19 protein-coding genes are annotated in these 21,654 nt (G+C 73.8%); 11 read left to right on the top strand and 8 right to left on the bottom strand.

Annotated elements, in window-relative coordinates; all coding sequences use genetic code 11:
- Nucleotides 1–36: 36 nt before the first annotated feature.
- Nucleotides 37–1,002 carry an acetylxylan esterase gene (locus JWQ92_RS07110; RefSeq protein WP_297343772.1) on the bottom strand — a complete coding sequence of 322 codons (966 nt, stop codon included), beginning with the start codon at nucleotides 1,000–1,002 and terminating at the stop codon, nucleotides 37–39.
- 123 nt (nucleotides 1,003–1,125) lie between these two features.
- On the opposite strand from JWQ92_RS07110, the gene JWQ92_RS07105 reads away from it, so the two are divergent.
- Complete coding sequence (locus tag JWQ92_RS07105; RefSeq protein ID WP_297343771.1) at nucleotides 1,126–2,148, top strand: LacI family DNA-binding transcriptional regulator; 1,023 nt, start codon at nucleotides 1,126–1,128, stop codon at nucleotides 2,146–2,148.
- Nucleotides 2,149–2,154: 6 nt separating this feature from the next.
- On the opposite strand, the gene JWQ92_RS07100 is transcribed toward JWQ92_RS07105, so the two are convergent.
- Nucleotides 2,155–3,336 (bottom strand): ROK family protein, encoded by a 1,182-nt coding sequence (locus JWQ92_RS07100; protein ID WP_297343770.1) that lies wholly within the window; start codon nucleotides 3,334–3,336, stop codon nucleotides 2,155–2,157.
- 93 nt (nucleotides 3,337–3,429) lie between these two features.
- Here JWQ92_RS07100 and xylA point away from each other — a divergent pair, with 93 nt between their 5' ends.
- The 3 genes from xylA (at nucleotide 3,430) to JWQ92_RS07085 (ending at nucleotide 7,463) form a co-directional block, all read left to right on the top strand.
- A complete protein-coding gene (gene xylA, locus JWQ92_RS07095; RefSeq protein ID WP_297343769.1) occupies nucleotides 3,430–4,620 on the top strand; it encodes a xylose isomerase in 1,191 nt (396 codons plus the stop codon).
- A gap of 13 nt (nucleotides 4,621–4,633) precedes the next feature.
- A complete protein-coding gene (gene xylB, locus JWQ92_RS07090) occupies nucleotides 4,634–6,061 on the top strand; it encodes a xylulokinase (RefSeq protein WP_297343768.1) in 1,428 nt (475 codons plus the stop codon).
- Between the two features lie 115 nt (nucleotides 6,062–6,176).
- The gene (locus JWQ92_RS07085) at nucleotides 6,177–7,463 is read left to right on the top strand and encodes an FAD-binding protein (RefSeq protein WP_297343767.1); all 1,287 of its coding nucleotides are present in this window, start codon (nucleotides 6,177–6,179) and stop codon (nucleotides 7,461–7,463) included.
- Nucleotides 7,464–7,603: 140 nt separating this feature from the next.
- Here the strand turns inward: JWQ92_RS07085 and JWQ92_RS07080 are convergent, their stop codons facing one another.
- From JWQ92_RS07080 to rsmI, 4 genes are all read right to left on the bottom strand, one after another.
- Nucleotides 7,604–8,470 (bottom strand): TatD family hydrolase, encoded by an 867-nt coding sequence (locus JWQ92_RS07080; protein ID WP_297343775.1) that lies wholly within the window; start codon nucleotides 8,468–8,470, stop codon nucleotides 7,604–7,606.
- 70 nt (nucleotides 8,471–8,540) lie between these two features.
- On the bottom strand, nucleotides 8,541–10,127 hold the full coding sequence (gene metG, locus JWQ92_RS07075; RefSeq protein WP_297343766.1) for a methionine--tRNA ligase: 1,587 nt from the start codon (nucleotides 10,125–10,127) through the stop codon (nucleotides 8,541–8,543).
- Between the two features lie 67 nt (nucleotides 10,128–10,194).
- Nucleotides 10,195–11,124, bottom strand: a complete 930-nt coding sequence (locus tag JWQ92_RS07070; RefSeq protein ID WP_297343765.1) for an NADP-dependent oxidoreductase — start codon at nucleotides 11,122–11,124, stop codon at nucleotides 10,195–10,197.
- A gap of 82 nt (nucleotides 11,125–11,206) precedes the next feature.
- A complete protein-coding gene (gene rsmI, locus JWQ92_RS07065) occupies nucleotides 11,207–12,025 on the bottom strand; it encodes a 16S rRNA (cytidine(1402)-2'-O)-methyltransferase (protein ID WP_297343764.1) in 819 nt (272 codons plus the stop codon).
- A gap of 61 nt (nucleotides 12,026–12,086) precedes the next feature.
- On the opposite strand from rsmI, the gene JWQ92_RS07060 reads away from it, so the two are divergent.
- The 6 genes from JWQ92_RS07060 (at nucleotide 12,087) to JWQ92_RS07035 (ending at nucleotide 18,299) form a co-directional block, all read left to right on the top strand.
- The gene (locus tag JWQ92_RS07060; protein ID WP_297343763.1) at nucleotides 12,087–13,742 is read left to right on the top strand and encodes a phospholipid carrier-dependent glycosyltransferase; all 1,656 of its coding nucleotides are present in this window, start codon (nucleotides 12,087–12,089) and stop codon (nucleotides 13,740–13,742) included.
- Nucleotides 13,733–14,896, top strand: coding sequence for a MalY/PatB family protein (locus tag JWQ92_RS07055; protein WP_367276715.1), 1,164 nt, complete (start codon nucleotides 13,733–13,735; stop codon nucleotides 14,894–14,896). The genes JWQ92_RS07060 and JWQ92_RS07055 overlap by 10 nt, the downstream gene beginning before the upstream one ends.
- 93 nt (nucleotides 14,897–14,989) lie before the next feature.
- Entirely contained in the window at nucleotides 14,990–16,420 is a 1,431-nt protein-coding gene (locus JWQ92_RS07050; protein ID WP_297343762.1) for a sensor histidine kinase, read from the top strand.
- 11 nt (nucleotides 16,421–16,431) lie between these two features.
- Nucleotides 16,432–17,091, top strand: a complete 660-nt coding sequence (locus JWQ92_RS07045) for a response regulator transcription factor (RefSeq protein WP_297343761.1) — start codon at nucleotides 16,432–16,434, stop codon at nucleotides 17,089–17,091.
- Nucleotides 17,092–17,325: 234 nt separating this feature from the next.
- The gene (locus JWQ92_RS07040; RefSeq protein ID WP_297343760.1) at nucleotides 17,326–17,961 is read left to right on the top strand and encodes a cysteine hydrolase family protein; all 636 of its coding nucleotides are present in this window, start codon (nucleotides 17,326–17,328) and stop codon (nucleotides 17,959–17,961) included.
- A 35-nt stretch (nucleotides 17,962–17,996) separates the two neighbouring features.
- Nucleotides 17,997–18,299 carry a TraR/DksA family transcriptional regulator gene (locus tag JWQ92_RS07035; protein ID WP_297343773.1) on the top strand — a complete coding sequence of 101 codons (303 nt, stop codon included), beginning with the start codon at nucleotides 17,997–17,999 and terminating at the stop codon, nucleotides 18,297–18,299.
- A gap of 77 nt (nucleotides 18,300–18,376) precedes the next feature.
- Here the strand turns inward: JWQ92_RS07035 and JWQ92_RS07030 are convergent, their stop codons facing one another.
- Both JWQ92_RS07030 and JWQ92_RS07025 read right to left on the bottom strand, forming a co-directional pair.
- Nucleotides 18,377–19,258, bottom strand: coding sequence for an alpha/beta hydrolase (locus JWQ92_RS07030; protein WP_297343759.1), 882 nt, complete (start codon nucleotides 19,256–19,258; stop codon nucleotides 18,377–18,379).
- A 42-nt stretch (nucleotides 19,259–19,300) separates the two neighbouring features.
- A complete protein-coding gene (locus tag JWQ92_RS07025; RefSeq protein WP_297343758.1) occupies nucleotides 19,301–20,182 on the bottom strand; it encodes an alpha/beta hydrolase in 882 nt (293 codons plus the stop codon).
- A 137-nt stretch (nucleotides 20,183–20,319) separates the two neighbouring features.
- On the opposite strand from JWQ92_RS07025, the gene JWQ92_RS07020 reads away from it, so the two are divergent.
- The coding region (locus tag JWQ92_RS07020) for an ATP-binding cassette domain-containing protein (RefSeq protein ID WP_297343757.1) at nucleotides 20,320–21,654 on the top strand (1,335 nt) is incomplete at its 3' end.

Raw genomic sequence — 21,654 nt, 5'->3', positions numbered from 1 at the left:
GCGCTGCACTGCGGCGTGACGGTCCGCGCCTGACCGTCAGCGCCCGAGCGTCCTCGCGAAGAAGGCGAGCGCAGCGGTGTCGTCATCCGGTCCGCCGCCCTCGTGGCCGTTGAACCGCCAGAGGGCGAGGTCCTTCTCGGCCGGGTAGGCGTTGTAGGCGGCGAAGACGCCGGACGGCGGCACGATCGGATCCATCAGCGCCGCGCTGAACAGCGCCGGCGCGGTGCCGCGCCGGGCGAAGTGCACGCCGTCGATGTAGGAGAGCGTGCGGAACACGGCCTCCTCCTCGTCCCGGTGCACCGCGAGGTAGGCGGGGATCTCGGCGAACGGGTGCGCGTCGGTGATGGTCGTCGACCGCGGGAAGTCGCACAGGAACGGCACCCGAGCGACCACGCCGCGCACGCGCGGGGACAGGGCACCGACGGCCAGGGCCGTGCCGCCGCCCTGGCTGATCCCGGTGACGCCGATCCGCGCCTCGTCCACCTCGTCGAGCGCCGCGGCCGCGTCGACCGCGAGCACGGCGTCGGTGAAGAGCCGCGTGTAGTAGTAGGTGGCGGCGTCGAGCACGCCGCGCGTCATGACCCCCGGCACCTGCGGGCCGGCGGGTGCGTCGTCGGGGGTGTCCCCGCGGCTCCAGCCGGAGCCCTGGCCGCGGGTGTCCATGTGCAGGTGCGCGTAGCCGGCGGCCGCCCAGAGCAGGTTCGCGTGCGGGGCGCCGCGGCCGCCGCCGTAGCCGACGTACTCGACGACGGCGGGCAGCGGGCCGGCCGCACCTGCCGGGATTCGCAGCCACGCGCGGATCGGCTGCCCGTTCCAGCCGCTGAACACGACGTCGAAGACGCGGATCGCGGAGAGCCCGCTCTCGACCTCCGTGAGCCGGGGCGCCCGGGCGACCGCCCGTGACCTGGCGAGCTGCTCGGCCCAGAAGGCGTCGAAGTCCTCCGGCTCGGTGGTGCTGCCGGCATAGGCGGCCAGCTCGGTCTCGGGCAGGTCCGTGAACACGGCTTCAGCCTGCCACGGCGTGGCGTGCCCATATCTCGGTTCGAAACTTTCGAAAGCGACTCCGATCCCAGTACGCTGCAGCCACCACCCCTTCCGGGCGGCGACGAGGCCGAAGGAGGACCCGTGAGCGCGACGGAGACCGCGGCGCGCGGACGCACCACCCTCGCGATGCTCGCCGAGGAGGCGGGCGTCTCCCTGTCGACCATCTCCAAGGTGCTGAACGGGCGCTCCGACGTCGCCGTCGAGACCCGTCGACGCGTCGAGGAGCTGCTCGACAAGCACGAGTACCGCCGTCGCGGCGCCTCGGTGCGCGCGTCGAACCTCATCGAGGTCGTCTTCCACGAGCTGTGGAGCGTCGAGATCATCGCGGGCGTCGAGGAGGCGGCCCGTGCGAACGGCATGAGCGTGATCATCTCGGTGAGCGGCGACCGCCACTCCCCGGGGCCCGAGTGGGTGCAGGGCGTGCTCGCCCGCCGCCCGGCAGGGGTCGTGCTCGTCGCCTCCGGCCTGTCGACGCTCGTCGCCGAGCAGCTGCGGTCGCGGATGATCCCGTTCGCGGTGATCGACCCGTCGGGCGACCCGTCCCCCGATCTGCCGTCGGTCGGATCCGCGAACTGGTCCGGCGGCCTCACCGCCACCCGCCATCTGCTCGAGCTCGGGCACCGGAGGATCGCGATGGTCACGGGCCCCGAGGACGTCATGTGCGCCCTCGCCCGGCTCGACGGCTTCCGTTCCGCCATGGGCTCCCGCGGCGTGCCGGTGCGCGAGGACTGGGTGCGCTTCGGCGACTTCGACACCGCCGGCGGCCGGGCCGCCGCCGAGGGCCTCTTCGCGGGCGACGACCGCCCGACCGCCGTGTTCGCGGGCAACGACCTCATGGCGCTCGGCGTGATCGAGGTCGCCACCGAGCACGGCCTCCGCGTGCCGCAGGACCTGTCCGTCGTCGGCTACGACGACCGCGACTTCGCCGTGCTGTCCCGGCCGCGCCTCACGACCGTGCACCAGCCGCTGAAGAAGATGGCCGCCGCCGCGACGCGCATGGTGCTGCGGCTCGGCGCCGGCGAGGCGACCGATCAGCGGATCGACCTCGCCACCCACCTCGTCGTGCGCGAGAGCACGGCACCGGTCGCCGCCGCGGCGGACTGAGCGGGCTCAGGCCGGCAGCGGATCCGCGAACAGCCGGGTGAACGGCAGCTCGGCCGCGCCGATGAGCAGCAGGTCGCTGCCGAGCGCGGCGCGGCGGATGTCGACGGGCTCGTCGGGCAGCGGCAGCGCCCGCGTCGCGACCATGTCGGCGAGCCGGCCGGGGGTCGCGGCGGTGAGCGCCGACAGGAAGCCGCCGAGCACGATCCTGCTGGGGTTCAGCAGGTTGATCACCGAGGCGAGCGCGACGGCGAGGGCGTCGATCTGACGGCGCACCTCGGCGCGCACCGGGCTGCTGCGGTCGGCGGTCAGCGCCGCCTCCAGCTCGTCCGGATCCGCCCGGTCGAGGCCGAGCACCTCGAGCAGAGCGCTGCGGCGCACCTCCGACTCGAGCGTGCCGCGCACCCCGATCGTGTCCGCACGGCCGCCGCGACGGATGCCGATGTGGCCGAGCTCGCCGGCGTGACCGGTCGCGCCGCCGACGAGCGCGCCGCCGGACACGATTCCGCCACCCACGCCGCTCGCCCCGCCGTGCACGTAGACGAGGTCCTCGACGCCGCGGCCGGCGCCGAACACCCACTCGGCCTGGGCGCCGAGCCCGGCGTCGTTCGCGGCGCCGGCGAAGACGCCGAGCGCCTCGCCCACCATCGCGGCGATCGGCACGTCGCGCCAGCCGAGATGCGGGGCGAGGCGCACCAGGCCGTCGACCCGCCGCACGACCCCGGGGACCGCGATGCCGGCCCCGACGAGCCGAGCACCGTTCGACCGTGCGAGCAGCCGGCGGGCCGTGTCGACCGCGACGGCCACCGCCTCGTCGGGCGTCGGCGGCGCGTCGAACGGCACCCGCTCCTTCGCGAGCACACGGCCGCCGAGCCGCACGGTCGCGACGGTCACCGCGTCGAGCTCGGGGTTCACCGCCACCGCGATCGGCACGTCGGACGGCCGCACGAGCGGGCTGGGACGACCGACCTGGCCGGCGCCCGCGGCCTCGTCCTCGACGACGAGCCCGCGGTCGACGAGCTCGGCGACGAGCGCGCCGATCGTCGAGCGGTTCAGGCCGCTGACCCGGGTGAGCTCGCTCCGCGTCGCCGGCGCCACGTGCACCCGGCGCAGCACGAGGGCGAGGTTGTGCCGGCGGACGAGGTCGTTGCGGCCGCCCTGCTCGCCGAACACATCCGATCCCAGGCTCACCCGTGTCAGTGTAGGGAGACGACACCCGTTGCGGTCGGCGGGCATCGCCGGTTATGTTGTACGCCACAACAATTTGCGACAGGAACGGTAACGATGGCAGCGCAGCCCACCCGCGACGACAAGTTCTCCTTCGGCCTCTGGACCGTCGGCTACAACGGCACCGACCCGTTCGGCGGCCCCACCCGCGCACCGCTCGACGTCGTGCACGTCGTCGAGAAGCTCTCCGAGCTCGGCGCCTACGGGCTCACCTTCCACGACGACGACCTCTTCGCGTTCGGCTCGTCGGACGCGGAGCGGCAGACGCAGATCGACCGGCTGAAGGGCGCGCTCGAGTCGACCGGCCTGATCGTCCCGATGGTCACGACGAACCTCTTCAGCCCGCCGGTCTTCAAGGACGGCGGCTTCACCTCCAACGACCGCACGATCCGCCGCTTCGCGCTCCGCAAGGTGCTCCGCAACGTCGACCTCGCCGCCGAGCTCGGCGCGAAGACCTTCGTGATGTGGGGCGGCCGCGAGGGCGCCGAGTACAACGCGTCGAAGGACATCCGCCAGGCGCTCGAGCGGTACCGCGAGGCCGTGAACCTGCTCGCCGACTACACGACGAGCAAGGGCTACGACATCCGCTTCGCCATCGAGCCGAAGCCGAACGAGCCCCGCGGCGACATCCTGCTGCCGACGCTCGGCCACGCGATCGCGTTCATCGACACGCTTGCGCGGCCCGAGCTCTTCGGCGTCAACCCCGAGGTCGGGCACGAGCAGATGGCCGGGCTGAACTACTCGGCGGGCATCGCCCAGGCGCTCTACTCCGGCAAGCTCTTCCACATCGACCTGAACGGCCAGCGCGGCATCAAGTACGACCAGGACCTCGTCTTCGGTCACGGCGAGCTGTACGACGCCTTCGCCCTCGTCGACCTGCTCGAGAACGGCAGCCCACAGGGCGGCCCGACCTACGACGGCCCGCGGCACTTCGACTACAAGCCGAGCCGCACCGAGGACGAGTCCGGCGTGTGGGAGTCGGTGGCGGCCAACATGCGCAACTACCTGCTCCTGAAGGAGCGGGCCGCGGCGTTCCGTGCCGACCCCGAGGTGCAGGAGGCGCTGCAGCGCGCGAAGGTCGGCGAGCTGGCGACGCCGACCCTCAACCAGGGCGAGTCGATCGACGACCTCCTCGCGGACCGCACCGCGTTCGAGGACTTCGACGCGAACGCGTACTTCGACGCGAAGGGCTTCGGCTTCGTGCAGCTGCAGCAGCTCGCGACCGAGCACCTGCTCGGCGCGCGCTGACCAGGCCCACCCGATGACGCTCGTCGCCGGGGTCGACTCGTCGACCCAGAGCTGCAAGGTCGTCATCAGGGACGTCGCGACCGGGGCGCTCGTACGCTCCGGTCGCGCGTCCCATCCGGACGGCACGGAGGTCGATCCGGAGGCGTGGTGGGTCGCGCTGCACGCGGCGATCCGCGATGCGGGCGGTCTCGACGACGTCGCGGCGATCTCGATCGCCGGCCAGCAGCACGGGATGGTCGTGCTCGACGGCGACGGGCGCGTCATCCGCGACGCGCTGCTCTGGAACGACACCCGGTCCGCGCAGGCGGCCCGGGACCTCATCGAGGAGTTCGGCGCCGAGACCCTCGCGACCCGCACGGGCAGCGTGCCGGTCGCCTCGTACACGGCGACGAAGCTGCGCTGGCTGCGCGACGCGGAGCCGGACAACGCCGCCCTCGTCGCCGCCGTCGCCCTCCCGCACGACTGGCTGACCTGGCGCCTGCTCGGCTACGGCCCCCACGACGCCTCGCCGTCCGGGCCCGTCCTCGAGGCGCTCACGACCGACCGCTCCGACGCCTCCGGCACGGGCTACTTCGACCCGTCCCGCGGCCGCTACGACCGCGCCCTCCTCGAGGCGGTGCTCGGCCACGACGCCGTGCTGCCGCGGGTCCTCGGCCCGCACGAGGCCGCCGGGCGCACCATCGCGGGCCTCGAGGGGATCCCGGCCGGGATCGTCGTCGGTCCCGGCGCCGGGGACAACGCGGGCGGGGCGCTCGGCCTCGGCGCATCCGCGGGCGACGTGGTCGTCTCGATCGGCACGAGCGGCACGGTGTTCGCCGTGACCGGAACGCCGACGACGGACGCCTCCGGCACGGTCTCGGGCTTCGCGAGCGCATCCGGTGACTTCCTGCCCCTCATCGCGACGCTGAACGCCGCCCGGATCCTCGACGCGACGGCCCGCCTGCTCGCGGTCGACCACGACGAGCTCGGCCGCCTCGCCCTGGAGGCGCCCCCCGGCGCCGACGGGCTCGTGCTCGTGCCCTACTTCGAGGGCGAGCGCACGCCGAACCTGCCGGATGCGACCGCGACGCTCGCCGGGATGACGCTCCGGACGACCACGCGGCCGCACCTGGCGCGCGCCGCGGTCGAGGGCCTGCTCTGCGCGCTCGCCGACGGCCTCGCTGCCGTGCAGGGCCAGGGCGTGCACGCGGAGCGGCTGCTGCTCATCGGCGGCGCCGCGCAGAACCCCGCGGTGTCGGCGATCGCCGCGCAGGTCTTCGCGGAGCCGGTGGTCGTTCCGGCGCCGGGCGAGTACGTCGCCGCCGGGGCCGCCGTGCAGGCGGCCTGGACGCTCACGGGCACGCGCCCGGACTGGCCGATCGACGTGACGGCCGAGCCGGCACCCGACCACCGCCCGGAGATCCTGGCGCAGTACCGGGCGACGGCCACCCGCCTCAACTGACCGGTGAGTTGCCACTTCCGCCCCCTTCACGGGTGCTGAAGCGGGCGAAAGTGGCACATGACGGGTGGCACGGGACACGCAAGACTCGAGCCGGCACGCGGACGAAGGGGATCGCATGAAGAACTGGTCGAACACCTACGAGTACAGGGCGCCGCGGATCGTCGCGCCGACCACCGTCGACGAGGTGCGGCGCGTCGTGGCCGAGGCGGACCGGGTGCGGCCGCTCGGCTCCAAGCACTCGTTCAACGGCATCGCCGACACGACGGGCACGCTCGTCGACATGACGGCGCTGCCCGTCGAGGTGACGATCGACGAGGCGGCCGGCACGGCGACCGTCTCGGGCGGTACCCGCTACGGCGTGATCGCCGCGGCGCTCGACGCGGCGGGCTTCGCCCTGCACAACATGGGCTCGCTCCCCCACATCTCCGTCGCCGGCGCGGTCGCGACCGGCACGCACGGCTCGGGCGTCGGCCTCGGCAACCTGTCCTCCGCGATCCGCGGCCTCGAACTCGTGACCGCCGACGGCGACCTGCGCCGGGTGACCGCGGACGACCCGGAGCTCGCCGGATCCGTCGTGGCCCTGGGGGCCCTCGGCCCGGCCGTCCGGGTGACGGTGGCGGTCGAACCGCGCTACCTCATCCGTCAGGACACCTACCGCGGGCTGCCGTGGGACACGATGCTCGGCTCCTTCCGCGAGGTGGCGGGCGGCGCCTACAGCATCAGCGTCTTCACGAACTGGGTCGAGGACGAGGTCGAGCAGCTCTGGGTGAAGCGCCGCGTCGATTCGGAGGACGCGCAGGTCGACGACCGGTACTTCGGCGCCGCGCGCGACCTCGAGGAGCGGCCGGAGCTCGTGCCGGGCGTCACGGACAACCTGACCCGTCGCGGTGTGGCGGTCCCGTGGCACTTCGGCCTCCCCCACTTCCGGCTCGACGTGCCGCCGTCGGCGGGGGACGAGATCCAGACCGAGTACTTCGTGGCGATCGACGACGCGGGTGCCGCGCTGTCGGCGGTGCGGGCGCTCGGGGACCGGATCGCGCCGCACCTCACGGTGACCGAGCTGCGCACGATGGCCGCTGACGGCCTGTGGCTGTCGCCGGCGTCCGGCCGCGACTCGCTCGCCATCCACTTCACCTGGAGGAACCACCCGGACGAGGTCTTCGCGCTGCTGCCCGCGATCGAGGAGGCGCTCGCGCCGTTCGCGCCGCGGCCGCACTGGGGCAAGCTGAACCGGGTCGACCCGGCCGGCTTCGCGACCGCCTACCCGCGCCTCGGCGACCAGCGCGAGCTGGTGCTGCGGCACGACCCGGCGGGGAAGTTCCGCAACGAGTATCTCGACCGGGTGCTCGGCCTGGGCGCATCCGAGGAGCTGCCCGAGACGAGCGCCCCGATGGGCCGCTGACCTCCCCGGTCGCCGCTCGCGCCGCTCGAGCCCTCCGCCGTTTTCAGGATCCGGCCACCGTATTCAGGAGGATCCGGATGTGAACACGGCGTGTCGGGTGGGAAGCCCTGAAAACGGCGGAGGGGCGGAGGGGCGGTGAGTCAGGTGCGGCGCGGCGGCGCCGACGGCACGGGCGGCTCGGCGTCCCAGGAGCCGTACACCGCCTCCGTGTTCGAGGCGATCTGCGCGGCGAGCATCGACGGGTCGGTGTCGAGCAGCGCGGCCATCGCCCGCAGGGTGTGGGGCACGAGGTAGGGCGCGTTCGGGCGGCCGCGCACGGGCACCGGCGCGAGATAGGGTGCGTCGGTCTCGACGAGGATCCGGCTGCGCGGCGCGACGGCGAGCGCCTCCTGCAGCCGCTCCGCCTTCTTGAACGTCACCGTGCCGGCGAACGACAGGTACCACCCGTGGCTCGTCGCCAGCTGCGCGAGCGCGGCGTCGCCCGAGAAGCAGTGGAAGACCGTGCGGTCGGGCGCCCCGACCCGCTGCAGCGTGTCGACGACCTCCTGGTGCGCGTCGCGGTCGTGGATCTGCAGGGCGAGCCCGTGCTCCTTCGCGATGGCGATGTGGGCCTCGAACGCGGCGATCTGGGCTGGACGGCCCGCCTCGCCGGTGCGGTAGAAGTCCAGCCCCGTCTCGCCGACGGCTCGCACGCGGGGCAGGCCGGCGAGCCGGTCGATCTCCGCGAGGGCGTCGTCGATGCCGCCGGCCGAGGTGAGCTCGGGCGTCTCGTTCGGATGCACGGCGACGGCCGCGAGCATCCGCGGGTCGGTCGCCGCGGTCGCGGCGGACCAGCGGCTCGTCACCACGTCGGTGCCCACCTGCACCACGCCGCGGACGCCCACGGCGGATGCGCGGTCGAGCTGCTCCCGCCAGTCGAGGCCGTCCTCGCCGTCCTCGATCTCGAGGTGCGTGTGGTTGTCGTACACGCCGACCCGGAGGGCCTCGGGCAGGGGCGGATAGGTCATGTCGCGGCGCGACGGATCCGGCTCGCGCCGGCGGATCGCGGACTCCCCCTGCAGGTCCGGCGCCGGGCCGTCAGGCACTCAGGACCTCCTGCTCGATCCGCGGGAAGAGCGGCTCGAGCGGAGCGGTGCGGGTGCCGGCAGGCAGCTGCCCCCAGTCGCCGGCGGCCCGGATCGGCTGGTCGGCGAGCAGGCCGAGCGAGCCCTCCGCGCCGAGGGCGGTCCAGAGCTTGCCGCACGCCTTCGGCATCACCGGCGACAGCAGGACGGCGAGCGCGCGCAGCCCCTCGGCCGCCGTCGCCAGCACGGCGTCGAGCCGGCCGGCCTGCTCGGGCTGCTTGGCGAGCGCCCACGGCTCCTCGAGGGTGAGGTAGCCGTTCAGCTCCTCGACGATGCGCCAGATCGCGGCGATCGCCTCGTGGGGCGCCATCCGCTCGATGGCGAGGTCCGCCTCGACGGCCGAGGCACGCACCACCTCGCGGATGCCGAGGTCGCGCTCGGACGCCTCGCCCGCCGCCGGCAGCACGCCGTCGCGGTAGCGGCCGATCATCGCGATCACGCGGGAGCCGAGGTTGCCGAAGCCGTTCGCGAGCTCGGCCTGGTAGCGGGCGGCGAGGTCCTCCCAGGAGAAGGAGCCGTCCTGGCCGAACGGGATGGCGCGCAGGAAGTAGTACCGGAACGCATCGGAGCCGAAGACGTCGGTGATGCTCGCGGGCGCGATGCCGGTGAGCTTCGACTTCGACATCTTCTCGCCGCCGACGAGCAGCCAGCCGTGGGCGAAGACCTGCCTCGGCACCTCGAGCCCGGCGGCCATCAACATCGCGGGCCAGATCACCGCGTGGAACCGAAGGATGTCCTTGCCCACGAGGTGCACCGCGGGCCAGCGGCGGTTCAGCGTGGCCTCGTCCCCGTCGAAGCCGATGGCGGTGATGTAGTTCAGCAGCGCGTCGAACCAGACGTAGACCACGTGCCGGTCGTCCCACGGCACCTGCACGCCCCAGTCGAAGCTCGAGCGCGAGATGGACAGGTCCGCGAGGCCCTGCTTCACGAACGAGACCACCTCGTTGCGGGCGCTCTCGGGCTGCACGAAGTCGGGTCGCTCCTCGTAGAGGGCGAGGAGCCGATCGGTGAACTGGCTCATCCGGAAGAAGTAGTTCCGCTCGCTGAGCAGCTCGACCGGGATCGAGTGGATCGCGCAGACGAGCTGGCCCTCGTACCGGCCCGTGCCGGTCACGAGCTCCGACGTCTGCTTGTACTCCTCGCAGCCGACGCAGTAGTAGCCCTCGTAGTCCCCCGCCTCGATGAACCCGGTGTCGTAGAGGCGCTGCACGAAGGCGGCGACGCCCTGCTCGTGCCGGGGCTGGGTCGTGCGGATGAAGTCGTCGTTCGCGATGCCGAGGGTCTCGAGGAGCGGCAGCCACGCCTGCTGCACGAGCCGGTCCGCCCACTCGCGGGGACCCATGTCGTTGGCCGTCGCGGTGCGGAGCATCTTCTGACCGTGCTCGTCGGTCCCGGTGAGCAGCCAGGTGTCGTCGCCGGCCTGGCGATGCCAGCGGGCGAGCACGTCCGCCGCGACCTCCGTGTACCCGTGCCCGATGTGGGGCACATCGGACGGGTAGAAGATCGGCGTGGTGATCGTGAACGGTCGACCCGCGGGCATCCCACGAGTTTACGGGGCGCCGCATCCGCGTTACGGCGCCCCCTCCGGGGCAGCATCACCCCGCGGGTCAGGGGGCCGAGACGTCGAGCACGATCTTGCCGAGGCCGCTGCGGGACTCGACGGCGCGGTACGCCTCCTGCACCTGATCCAGCGGGAAACGCCCCTTGATCGGCACCTCGATCACGCCGTCCGCGACGAGGTGCGCCAGCTCGGTCACGCCGGCGACCGGATCCCCGAGGGCCGCCATGCCCTTCGCGACCGTCCCGAGACGGCCCGCGGCGGCGAAGTCGGTGATCGTCTCGACGCGGTCCTTCGGCACACCGAGCCGCAGCGCGAGCTCGACGTAGCCGCCGCCGTAGGTGTCGAGGAACGCCTGGATGCCGTCGGGCGCGACGTCGCGGAGCCGCTGCTCGAGGCCGTCGCCGTACGCGATCGGCTCGGCGCCCCACGCGCGCAGCCGCTCGTGGTTGGCCTCGCCCGCGACGGCGAGCACCCGGGCACCGGTCTGGATCGCGAGCTGCGTGACGAACGCGCCGACCCCACCCGCCGCCCCGCTGATCGCGACCGTCTCCCCCGACTGCGGATGCGTGACGTCGATCATGACGAGCGCGGTCGTGCCGGCGACGTAGAGCGTCGCGGCCGCCGCCCAGTCCAGCGACTCGGGCTTCGGGACCACCCGGTCCGCCGGCAGCAGCGCGTACTCCGCCTGCGCGTTGCGCCCGTCGGAGAGCCCGACGACCGGCTGCCCGACCGCGAGGCCGGTCACGCCCTCACCGACGGCGCTCAGCACACCCGCGAGGTCGCTGCCCTGGCCCTCCGGGAACCGGGCCGGGAACCGGTCCTTGCCGGCGCCGGAGCGGATGCTCGCCTCACCCGGATTCGTCCCGGCCGTGACGACCCGCACGACGACCTCGCCGGGGCCCGGCTCCGGCGCGGGCACGTCCTCGATGCGCAGGACGCCGACGTCGCCGTACTCCTCGAACCGAACCGCCTTCATGGGGCTCCTCTCCTCGACGGTCCCGATGGTGCGCCGCCCGACCTGGACGTCCCCTCCTCCTCTCGAGGAGGAGGAGGAGGAGTCAGCGCTTCGCGGCGACCGCCCTGTCGTAGAGGGCGCGGCGCGACAGGCCGGTCGCCTCGGCCACCTCGGCCGTCGCGTCCTTGAGCCGCGTGCCCGCCGCGACGCGCGCGAGCACCTCGGCGAGGGCGTCGTCCTCGGACGCGACCGCCGGCTCCGCGCCGGCGAGCACGAGCACGATCTCGCCGCGCACGCCGCCCCGGGCCCACTCGGCCAGCTCGGCGACGGTGCCGCGCACGACCTCCTCGTACAGCTTCGTGAGCTCCCGCGCCACGACCGCCCGCCGGTCCGGACCGAGCACCTCCGCCATGACGGCGAGCAGCGACGCGAGCCGGTTCGGCGACTCGAAGCAGACGACGGTGCGCCGCTCCGCCGCGAGCTCGGCGAGCCACCGGCGCCGCTCGCCGTCGCGCCGGGGCGCGAACCCTTCGAAGACGAACCGGTCGGTCGGCAGCCCGGACACGGCCAGTGCGGTCAGCACCGCGGATGCGCCCGGCACGGCGGTGACGGTCACGCCGGCGTCGATCGCGGCGCGGACGAGGGCGAAGCCGGGGTCGGAGACCGTCGGCATGCCGGCGTCGGAGACGAGCACGACGTCGGACTCGGCGGCGAGCGCCACGAGTTCCGCGATCCGCGCCCGCTCGGTCTGCTCGTCGACGCGCACGAGGCGGGGCCGGTTCGCGATCCCGAGGCCGGCGAGCAGCCGCTGCGCGACTCGGGTGTCCTCGACGCCGAGCACCGTCGCGGTCTCCAGCGTCTCGATGAGGCGCCGGCCGGCGTCGCCGAGGTTCCCGATGGGCGTTCCGGCGAGCACGAGCACGCTCCAGTGTCCCGCGTGGGGGAAGCGGCCCCGTTCCGGCCCGCGCCGTATCCTCGAGCGCGTGTCGCGCACCGAGAGCACCCCTGTGCCCGTGCTCGACGCCGAGGCCCCGCCGCGCCGCACGTCGCGCGCCGTGGCGGTGGTCGGCCGCAACCGGTACCTCGGCGCGCTCGGGCCCGGCCTCGTGCTGCTCGTCGCGACGATCCTCCGCTTCGTGAACATCGGCTCCCCCGGCGTGCTGGTCTTCGACGAGACCTTCTACGTGAAGGACGCCTGGACGCTCGTGCACCTCGGCTACGAGGCGAGCTGGCCGGCGACGGCCGCCACCGGCAAGACGCTCGACGTGAACGGCCTCTTCCAGGGCGGCCAGGTGAACGTCTTCACCCACGCCGCCGAGTACGTCGCGCATCCGCCGCTCGGCAAGTGGATCATCGGCCTCGGCGAGCTGCTGGCCGGCGGCGCGCAGAACCCCGTCTCCTGGCGGGTGGGCGTCGCCGTGATCGGCGTGCTGGCGGTGGGGCTGCTCATGCTCGTCGCGCACCGGATGTTCCAGACGCCGCTCGTCACGCTCGTCGCCGGTGGCCTGATGGCCATCGACAACCAGGCGATCGTGATGTCCCGCATCTCGCTGCTCGACAACATGGTCATGTTCTTCGCCCTCGCGGGGTTCGCCTGCGTGCTCGAGGACCGCGGCTGGGCGGAACGGCGGTTCGGCCGCTGGCTGATGCGGAGGCGGCGGGACGTCGGCGCGTGGGGGCCGACGCTGCTGTGGCGGCCGTGGCTGCTCGCCGCCGGCGTCGCGTTCGGCGCGTGCACGGCCGTGAAGTGGTCGGGCCTGTACGTCACCGCGTTCTTCGTCGTGTACCTGGTGGGCGTCGACATGCTGCTGCGGCGCCGCGCCGGGTTCCGGTTCTGGTACAGCGCCGGGCTGCTGAAGCAGGCGTGGGCGATCGTGCTGAACATCGTGCCGATCGGCCTCGTCACCTACCTGCTGTCCTGGACGGGCTGGTTCGTCACCTCGGGCGGCTACAACCGCAACTACGTCGAGACGTTCCCCGCGCAGCGCTTCACCGGGCTCCTCGCGTGGGTGCCTGCGCCGCTGCAGAACCTCTGGTCGTGGCACGCGTCGATCTACGCGTTCCACACGGGCCTCGAGACCCCGCATCCGTATGCGGCGCCGGCGATCCTCTGGCCGCTGATCGCGAGGCCGACCTCGATGTTCTGGGACCCCGCTTCGATGGCGGGCGGGAACGGGTGCCGGTTCGGCACGTGCGCGGCCGCGATCACCGACATCCCGAACCCGCTGATCTGGTACGCCGCCTGGGCCGCCGCGATCTACCTGGTGGTGCGGCTGATCCGCCGTCGCGAGTGGCAGGCGGGCCTGCTGCTCGTCGCGATCGCGGCCGGCTGGTTCCCGTGGCTGCTGTACCCGAAGCGCACGATGTTCTTCTTCTACTCGATCGAGTTCGAGCCGTACCTGCTGCTGTGCCTCGCCGCGGTGATCGGGTTGATGGTGATGCGGCCGGCCACCGCCTCCTCCCCCGACGAGCTCGTCGCCGCCGAGGCGCGGTACGGGCTGACGGTGCGCCGCGGGGTCGTGATCGGGTTCATCGGCCTCGCCGTCGTCGTCAGCGCGTTCTTCTTCCCGCTCGACACCGGGATGCAGACCCCGTACTGGTTCTGGCACATCCACATGTGGTCACCGACGTGGATCTGAGCGGATTCGCCGCGGGCCTCGACGCGCTCGGCGCCGACGACCTGCGCGCCGGCGGCAGCGTGAAGTGGACCGCCCACCCCGAGGCGATCGGCGCCTTCGTCGCCGAGATGGACTTCGGCCTCGCGCCACCGATCGCCGCAGCGCTGCACGAGGCGGTCGACGCGGAGCGCACCGGCTACCTGCCGACGGCCCTCGCCGACGGGCTGCGCAGCGCGACCGCCGACTGGTGCGCGGACCGCTTCGGCTGGGCGATCGAGCCGGCGGCCGTGCAGCCGGTCGGCGACGTGATCGCCGCCTTCGAGCTGATGCTGCGGTACTACTCGGATCCGTCGGCTCCGGTGATCGTGCCGACGCCCGCCTACATGCCCTTCCTGATCGTGCCGCCGATGCTCGGCCGCCGGGTGATCGAGGTGCCGAGCCGGGAGACCGACGGCCACTACGCCCTCGACCTCGGCGGCATCGCGGCCGCGTTCGAGCAGGGCGCCGACGTGCTCGTGCTCTGCAACCCGTGGAACCCGGTGGGCCGGGTGCTCACCCGCGACGAGCTGCTCGCGGTCGCGGACGTGGTCGAGCGGCACGGCGGGCGCGTGTTCTCGGACGAGATCCACGCCCCGCTCGTGTTCGCGCCGCACCGGCACGTGCCCTACGCCTCCGTGTCCGAGGCGGCGGCGCGGCACTCCGTGACGGCGCTCAGCGCATCGAAGGCGTTCAACCTGCCGGGCCTGAAGTGCGCGCAGGTGGTCTTCACGAACGAGGAGGACGGCGCCCGCTTCAGCGACGTCGGCCTCTTCGCCGGCCACGGCGCCTCCGGCTTCGGCGTGATCGCGAACACCGGGGCCTACCGTGCGGGCGGCCCGTGGCTCGACGCGGTGCTGGACTACCTGGACGGCAACCGGCGCCGGTTCGGCGAGCTGGTCGCCGAGCGGATCCCGCGGCTCCGCCACCGGCCGCCGGAGGGCACCTACATCGCCTGGCTCGACGCCCGCGGGCTCGACCTCGGGACCGCGCCCGCCGACCGGCTGCTCGAGCGGGCGGGGATCGCGCTCACCGACGGTGCCGCGTGCGGGGCGCCCGGGTTCCTGCGCTGCATCCTCGCGACGCCGCGACCGGTGCTCGAGCAGCTCGTCGACCGCCTCGCGACCGCGGCGGGCTGAGGCCCGCCTCGAGGCCGGAGGGGGGACAACCCCCGGTCGAACAGGCGTGACCGCCGGATGGGCGACGAGCGCGAGCCCCGCCACGGTGGAACCATGACCTCGACCACCATGACCACCACGTCCTCCGCCCCGTCCGGCGCCGTGGGTGCCTCCGCCCGAACCGGTGCCGGAGCCGCCTACGGGCGCTTCTGGCGGCGCATGCCGCGGGAGCTCGGCTACCTCGCGCTCACCACCGTGATCGGCATCGCCTCGCTCACCGTGCTCCGCGGCGCCGAGTCGCTCGGCGCCGGCCTGCTCACGGTGCTCGTCGGGCTGATCGTCTTCGCGCTGCTGCTCGTCCTGACCCGCTACCTCGGGGTGTTCGAGCTCCGCCGCCTGCGCTGGGCCCGCCTGCCCGTGATCCCGTCCCCGCGCTGGACGCCGCCGTTCCGGGGCAAGGGGTTCTTCCGCGCGCTCGGCGACGTCTTCGGCAACCCGCACTCGTGGCTCTACTACCTGCACAGCGGCGTGCTGAACCCGATCCTCGCCGTGCTCACCACCGCGATCTGGCTGCCCTGGATCCTCGCCTCGCTCGCCTTCGCCACCACGCCGATCTGGGCCTCCACGAGTCCGTACGGTCCCGGCGCGACGCTGACCCTGCAGCGTGCCGGCGAGGTCCACGTGACCGGGTGGACTCCCGCGGAGGTCCTGATCGCCGCGGGGGGCGGCGGCTTCGATCCGGCGAGGGCCGCCTGGCTCGTCGCCGGGCTCTGCGCCCTCGGGCTCGGGATGATCGCCGCGCTGCCGTTCGTCACCCGCGGGCTCGCCTTCGCCCACTGGGGTCTCGGCCGGCTGCTGCTCTCCCGCTTCCGCTCCGAGGACCTCGGCGTCCGCGTGGAACAGGTCGAGGCGGCGCAGCGCGCCGCCGTCGCCGCCGAGGACAACGCCCTGCGCCGGCTCGAGCGCGACATCCACGACGGCCCGCAGCAGCGCCTTCTGCGGCTGCAGATGGAGCTCGCCGCGGCCGAGCGCCGGCTCGGCACCGACGGCGCGGCCGCGGCGGAGTCGATCGAGGAGGCGCGGACGCTCGCCCAGGAGGCGCTCGACGAGCTGCGGGCCCTCTCGCAGGGCTTCGCTCCGCCGCTGCTGCAGGACCGGGGGCTCGAGGCCGCGCTCGAGGCGCTCGCCCGGCGCAGCGCCGTGCCGCTCGAGGCGGACGTCCGACTGACGGAGCCACTGCCGTCCCCCATCGAGCGCAGCGCCTACTTCGTCGCTGCGGAGCTCACGAGCAACGCGATCAAGCACGCGGCCGCGAGGCGCATCGTGCTCAGCGTGGCCACGGAGCCCGCCGCCGCGACGGGTGGGCCGGCCGTGCTCCGCATCCGCGTGACCGACGACGGCGTGGGCGGCGCCGGGCCGGTGCCGCAGCACGGGCTCGCCGGCGCGGCCGAGCGCCTCGCGGGACTCGGCGGCGAGCTCCGCATCGTGAGTCCCACCGGGGGGCCCACCGAGGTCACCGCGACGATCCCCCTGCCCCGCGGGTAGCGTCGGCCGTCATGGGATCCGACCCCCGGCCGCTGAAGGTCGCGATCGTCGAGGACTCCACGCTGCTGCGGGAGGGGCTGGTGCGCCTCCTCGCGGAAGCCGGGTTCGAGACGGTCGCGGCCCTCGGCGACGCGACGACGCTCGAGCCGACGATCGCGTCGGCGGCGCCCGACGTCGTCGTGCTCGACGTGCGGCTGCCGCCCACCCATCGCGACGAGGGCGTTCGGGCGGCGATCGCGCTGCGCTCCTCCCATCCGGAGGTCGCGGTGCTGCTCCTCAGCCAGTACGTCGAGACGACGTACGCCCGCGAGCTGCTCGCGGCCGGCAGCGGCGGCATCGGCTACCTGTTGAAGGACCGCGTCACCGACCTCGAGCAGCTGCGGCGGGCGATCGAGCAGGTCGCGGCGGGCGGCACGGTGCTCGATCCCAAGATGGTGGAGGAGATGCTCCGGGCGAGGGCGGATCCGCTCTCCCGGCTCACCCCGCGGGAGACCCAGGTGCTGCGCGGCATGGCGGAGGGGCGCAGCAACGCCGCGATCGCGGAGGCGCTGGTCGTCTCGCCGGGCGCGGTGGAGAAGCACGTCACGAGCATCTTCGGCAAGCTCGGGCTGGAGGAGTCGTCGGCGGCGCACCGGCGCGTGCTGGCCGTGCTGCAGTTCCTGGGGGCTTGACCCCCAGGAACGAACGGGCAAGGCCTGGGGGCTCGACCCCCAGGAACGAACGGGCAGCGTCTGGGGGCTCGACCCCCAGGAACGAACGGGCAGCGTCTGGGGGCTCGACCCCAGGAACGAACGGGCAGCGTCCGTGGGCGCCGAAGGACCGGGGAGCAGGGTTCGGTGGCGTGCCCGGCAAGGGGCTTGACACCGCCCGCCACGAGGGTGGCCGCATGTGTCAGGCTGTCCCCCATGCCCGACGGAGTGTCCTATCCGCGCCGCGCGCTCGTCGTCGTCGACGTGCAGAACGAGTACGTGTCCGGGGCACTGCCGATCGCCCATCCGCCGCTCACGACGAGCCTGCCGAACATCGCAGCCGCCATCGACGCCGCCACCGCTGCCGGCGTGCCGGTGGTGCTGGTCCAGCACGTCGACGAGGCCGACTCGCCGGTCTTCGCCGCCGGGTCGACGGGCGCGGAGCTGCACGAGGTCGTCGCCTCCCGGCCGCACGACCTGGTGCTGACGAAGCAGACGGTGTCGTGCTTCGCGAGCACGGATCTCGGCGAGCGCCTCGACGACCTCGGCGTGGACACGGTGACGATCGTGGGCTTCATGACCCAGCACTGCGACGAGTCGACGGCGAGGGACGCGGCCGATCGCGGCCTGATCGTCGAGGTGCTGTCCGACGCCACGGGCACGCTGCCGCTCAGCACGCCGTCCGGCACGATCTCCGCGCAGGAGTTGCACGAGACCAGCCTGCTCGTGCTCCACTCCGGGTTCGCGGCCGTCGTGCCGACCGCGGTGTGGACCGCCGCGGTCGCCGCCGGCGAGCCGACGACGGGTGCCGATCTGTGGGCGAGCACCGAGCCGGCGCGGGCGGCCCGCTGATCGACCCGGCCGACGTCGCAGGGCGCCTGGCGCAGCTGCGGGCGGAGGCCCTCGACTCGCTCGGGGAGCTGCGCGGACGGATCGAAGCGGTCACGGCCGCGCGGGCGGACGCGAACACGGACGACGAGCACGATCCGGAGGGCGCGACGATCGCGTTCGAGCGGTCGCAGGCGGATGCGCTGCGCACGGCGGCCCGCACGCGGCTCGCCGCGATCGACGCGGCGCTGGATCGGCTCGCCGCCGGCACGTACGGCGGCTGCGTCGTGTGCGGCGCCCCGATCCCGGAGGCGCGCCTGCTCGCCCGCCCGTTCGCGGCGACCTGCCTCGCCCACGCCTGACAGCCGGCACAGGCGGCTTGCCACTTCTGCACCCTTCACGGGCGCTGAAGGGTGCAGAAGCGGCAACCCACGTGCGGTCAGGGAAGCGCGGCGGTCAGGGCGTCGAGGATGGCGGCGGTGTCGGCCTCGCCGTGGGCGATCGAGACGTGGCCCGCGCCCTCCACCAGGTGCGCGTCGGCGCCGGGCACGTGCTCGGCGAGCCACCGGCCGTGCCCGAACGGCACCATGCGGTCGTCGGTGCCGTGCCAGATCGCGGCCGGCACCCGGATCTCCTCGACGGCGAACCCCCACGGCAGCACGGTCGCGACCACGTCGTCCGCCCAGCCGTCGACCCCGGTGCGGACCGATTCGCGGAAGCTCTCAGCCATCTGCGCCGCGAGCAGCGCCGTGAAGGCCGCCTGCTCCCGGGCCGGCATCCCGCTCACCATGCCGCCGAGGATCATCTCCGCCGTCATCTGCGCGAACGCGTCGCGCTCCCCCGCCAGCAGCGGGACGAACGCCTCCGCGCCCTCCCCCGCGACCCCGTAGGCCTCCACGTCGTCCTCGGCCATGCCCTCGAACGCGTCGAGGCCCTCCGCGTCGAACGGCGCGAGGCCCGCGACCACGACGACGGCCGCGGCCTGCTCGAGCCGGGCCGCGCACGCGAGGGCGGAGGCCCCGCCGCCGGAGCGGCCGGCCACCAGACAGCGGTCCGCGCCGAGGTGCTCGAGGACGACGCGGGCGTCCGCGACGACATCCACGGCCCTGCGGCCTAGCTGACGCGTCGAGCCGCCGTAGCCGGGCCGCGACCAGGACACGATGCGGAGGCCGCGGGCGTGCGCGGCCGGTTCGAGCTCGCTCATGGGGTGGTACGACCCCGGTGTGCCGTGGTGCAGCACGAGTGGCACCCCGTCCTCGGGCCCGGAGGTGTAGAGGTCGAGGAGCCGGCCGTCGGGCAGGCCGAACGGGGTGACCGGCATGACCGCATCCTGGCACCGGCGCGGCCCGACGCGGGCCTCCGGTCAGGCGAGCGGGGCCGTCAGGGCGTCGAGGATGTCGGCGGTGTCCGCGTCGCTGTGCGCGACCGACAGGTGCCCCTGCCCCTCGACGAGGTGCACCTCGGCGTTCGGCACGTGGGCGGCGAGCCACTGCCCGTGCGCGTACGGCACCATGAGATCCGCGGAACCCTGCCAGACCGCGACCGGCGTCGTGACCTCCGTCAGCGCGAAGCCCCACGGCGCGACGAAGGCGAGGTCGTCGTCGAGCCAGCCGTCCACGCCGGTGCGGAGCGCCTCGTGGAAGCTCTCGGCGAGCTCGGCGGCGAGGCCCCCGGTGAGCACGCGGCGGTCGACCTCGGGCAGCAGGCTCGCCATCGCGTCGATGATGTCGCTGCCCGTCACGTGCAGGAGCCCCTCGCGCTGCCGCTCGAGGTAGGGCCGCAGCGCGTCCTCCCCCTCGAAGGTCGCGCCGAACTCGTCGAGGTTGTCCTGCCCCATCCCCGCGAGGAAGTCGAGGCCCTCCGCCTCGTACGGCGCGATACCGGCGATGACGAGCACGGAGACGGCTTCGGGGAGCCGAGCCGCGCAGGCGAGCGCGTGCGGACCTCCGCCGGAGCGGCCGGCGACCACGCAGCGCTCGGCGCCGAGGCCCTGCAGCACGGCCCGGGTGTCGGCGACGACGTCGACCACGCGTCGGCCGGGCTGCCGCGTGGAGTCGCCGTAGCCGGGGCGGGACCAGCTCACCATCCGCATCCCCCGCGCATGCACCGCCCGCTCGAGATCCCTCGGCGGATGGTAGGAGCCCGGCGTGCCGTGGTGCATGACGAAGGGCGTGCCGCCGTCCGGGCCGGAGACGGAGAGGTCGAGGGAGCGGCCATCGGGCAGGCGGAACGGCGTCGTCGGCATGGGCCGATCCTCGCACCAGGAGTCCCGGATGCGGCCGGGGTGCTGGCGCTGCGGGCGGTGGATCTGGCACGGTGGTCGGCTGCGGAGATCCCGACGGCACCGGCGATCCGCCGGACTCCCCCAGGAGCCCCTTCCTCATGGCCCACATCGAGCTGTCCCACTGCGACCACGCCCTGGAGGACGGCCGCCCGCTGCTCCGCGACGTGAACCTGCGCGTGGGCGAGGGCCGCAAGATCGCGCTCGTCGGCCCGAACGGCATCGGCAAGTCCACGCTGCTCGCCCTGCTCGAGAGCCGGCTGCCGCTGCAGGCCGGCAGCCGCGGATCCTCGGGACGGCTCGGCGTGATGCGGCAGTTCATCGGCAGTGTCCGCGACACCTCGACGGTGCGCGACCTGCTGCTCACGACGTCCCCGCCGGCGGTGCAGGCCGCGGCCGAGCGGCTCGACGCCGCCGAGCGGGCGATGCTCGAGACGGGATCGGAGCGGGCCGGCATCGCGTACGCCCAGGCGCTCGCCGACTGGGGCGACGCCGGTGGCTACGACGAGGAGGTGCGCTGGGACTCCGCGACCCTCGAGTCGCTGCACCTGTCGTACGAGCAGGCCCGGGACCGCCGCGCCGCGACGCTCTCGGGCGGCGAGCAGAAGCGGCTCGTGCTCGAGGCGCTGCTCTCCGGCCCCGCCGAGGTGCTGGTGCTCGACGAGCCGGACAACTCCCTCGACGTGCCGGGCAAGGAGTGGCTGGAGGCATCGATCCGTGCCTCGACGAAGACCGTGCTCTTCGTCACCCACGATCGCGAGATGATCGCCCGCTGCGCGACCTCGATCGCGACCCTCGAGCGCGGTGGCGCGGGCGCGACGCTGTGGCTCCACGGCAACGATCTGGAGTCGTACCGGCAGGCGCGCCTCGACCGCAACGCGCGCGCCGACGAGGTGCGCCGCCGCTGGCTCGAGGAGGAGCAGAAGCTCAAGGACCTCGTCACGATGTACAAGGCGAAGGCCGCCTACAACTCGGACATGGCCAGCCGGCTGCAGGCGGCGCGCTCGCGTCTCGAGCGGTTCAGGGCCGAGGGGATGCCCGAGGCCGCGCCGATGCCGGAGAAGGTCGTCATGCGGCTGAAGGGCGGTCGCACGGCCAAGCGCGCGATCACCTGCGAGGGCCTCGAGCTCAGCGGGCTGATGCACCCGTTCTCGACGGAGATCTGGTTCGGCGACCGCGTCGCGGTGCTCGGCAGCAACGGCTCGGGCAAGAGCCACTTCCTGCGCCTGCTGCGGCAGATGGATGAGGATCGAGTGGCCGACGGCGCGGTGGACGGCGCTCCGGTCGCCCACTCCGGCGTGGTCCGGCTCGGTAGCCGCGTGCGCACCGGGTACTTCAACCAGGCCCACGAGCACCCGGACTTCGTGGGCCGCACGCTGCTGCAGATCCTCGACGCCGGCGCCGCGGACCGCACCGGGCTCGACCGTGGCGCGGCG

Source organism: Amnibacterium sp. (assembly GCF_025463795.1).
Lineage (GTDB): Bacteria > Actinomycetota > Actinomycetes > Actinomycetales > Microbacteriaceae > Amnibacterium.
Note: the sequence above shows the minus strand (reverse complement) of the source record. Positions and strands in the feature narration are given on the sequence as shown.

Coding starts and splice junctions, on each gene's coding strand:
- xylA (WP_297343769.1), top strand. CDS start 3,430: ATGGCAGCGCAGCCCACCCGCGACGACAAGTTCTCCTTCGGCCTCTGG.
- xylB (WP_297343768.1), top strand. CDS start 4,634: ATGACGCTCGTCGCCGGGGTCGACTCGTCGACCCAGAGCTGCAAGGTC.
- JWQ92_RS07085 (WP_297343767.1), top strand. CDS start 6,177: ATGAAGAACTGGTCGAACACCTACGAGTACAGGGCGCCGCGGATCGTC.
- JWQ92_RS07080 (WP_297343775.1), bottom strand. CDS start 8,470: ATGACCTATCCGCCCCTGCCCGAGGCCCTCCGGGTCGGCGTGTACGAC.
- metG (WP_297343766.1), bottom strand. CDS start 10,127: ATGCCCGCGGGTCGACCGTTCACGATCACCACGCCGATCTTCTACCCG.
- JWQ92_RS07070 (WP_297343765.1), bottom strand. CDS start 11,124: ATGAAGGCGGTTCGGTTCGAGGAGTACGGCGACGTCGGCGTCCTGCGC.
- JWQ92_RS07050 (WP_297343762.1), top strand. CDS start 14,990: ATGACCTCGACCACCATGACCACCACGTCCTCCGCCCCGTCCGGCGCC.
- JWQ92_RS07045 (WP_297343761.1), top strand. CDS start 16,432: ATGGGATCCGACCCCCGGCCGCTGAAGGTCGCGATCGTCGAGGACTCC.
- JWQ92_RS07040 (WP_297343760.1), top strand. CDS start 17,326: ATGCCCGACGGAGTGTCCTATCCGCGCCGCGCGCTCGTCGTCGTCGAC.
- JWQ92_RS07030 (WP_297343759.1), bottom strand. CDS start 19,258: ATGCCGGTCACCCCGTTCGGCCTGCCCGACGGCCGGCTCCTCGACCTC.
- JWQ92_RS07025 (WP_297343758.1), bottom strand. CDS start 20,182: ATGCCGACGACGCCGTTCCGCCTGCCCGATGGCCGCTCCCTCGACCTC.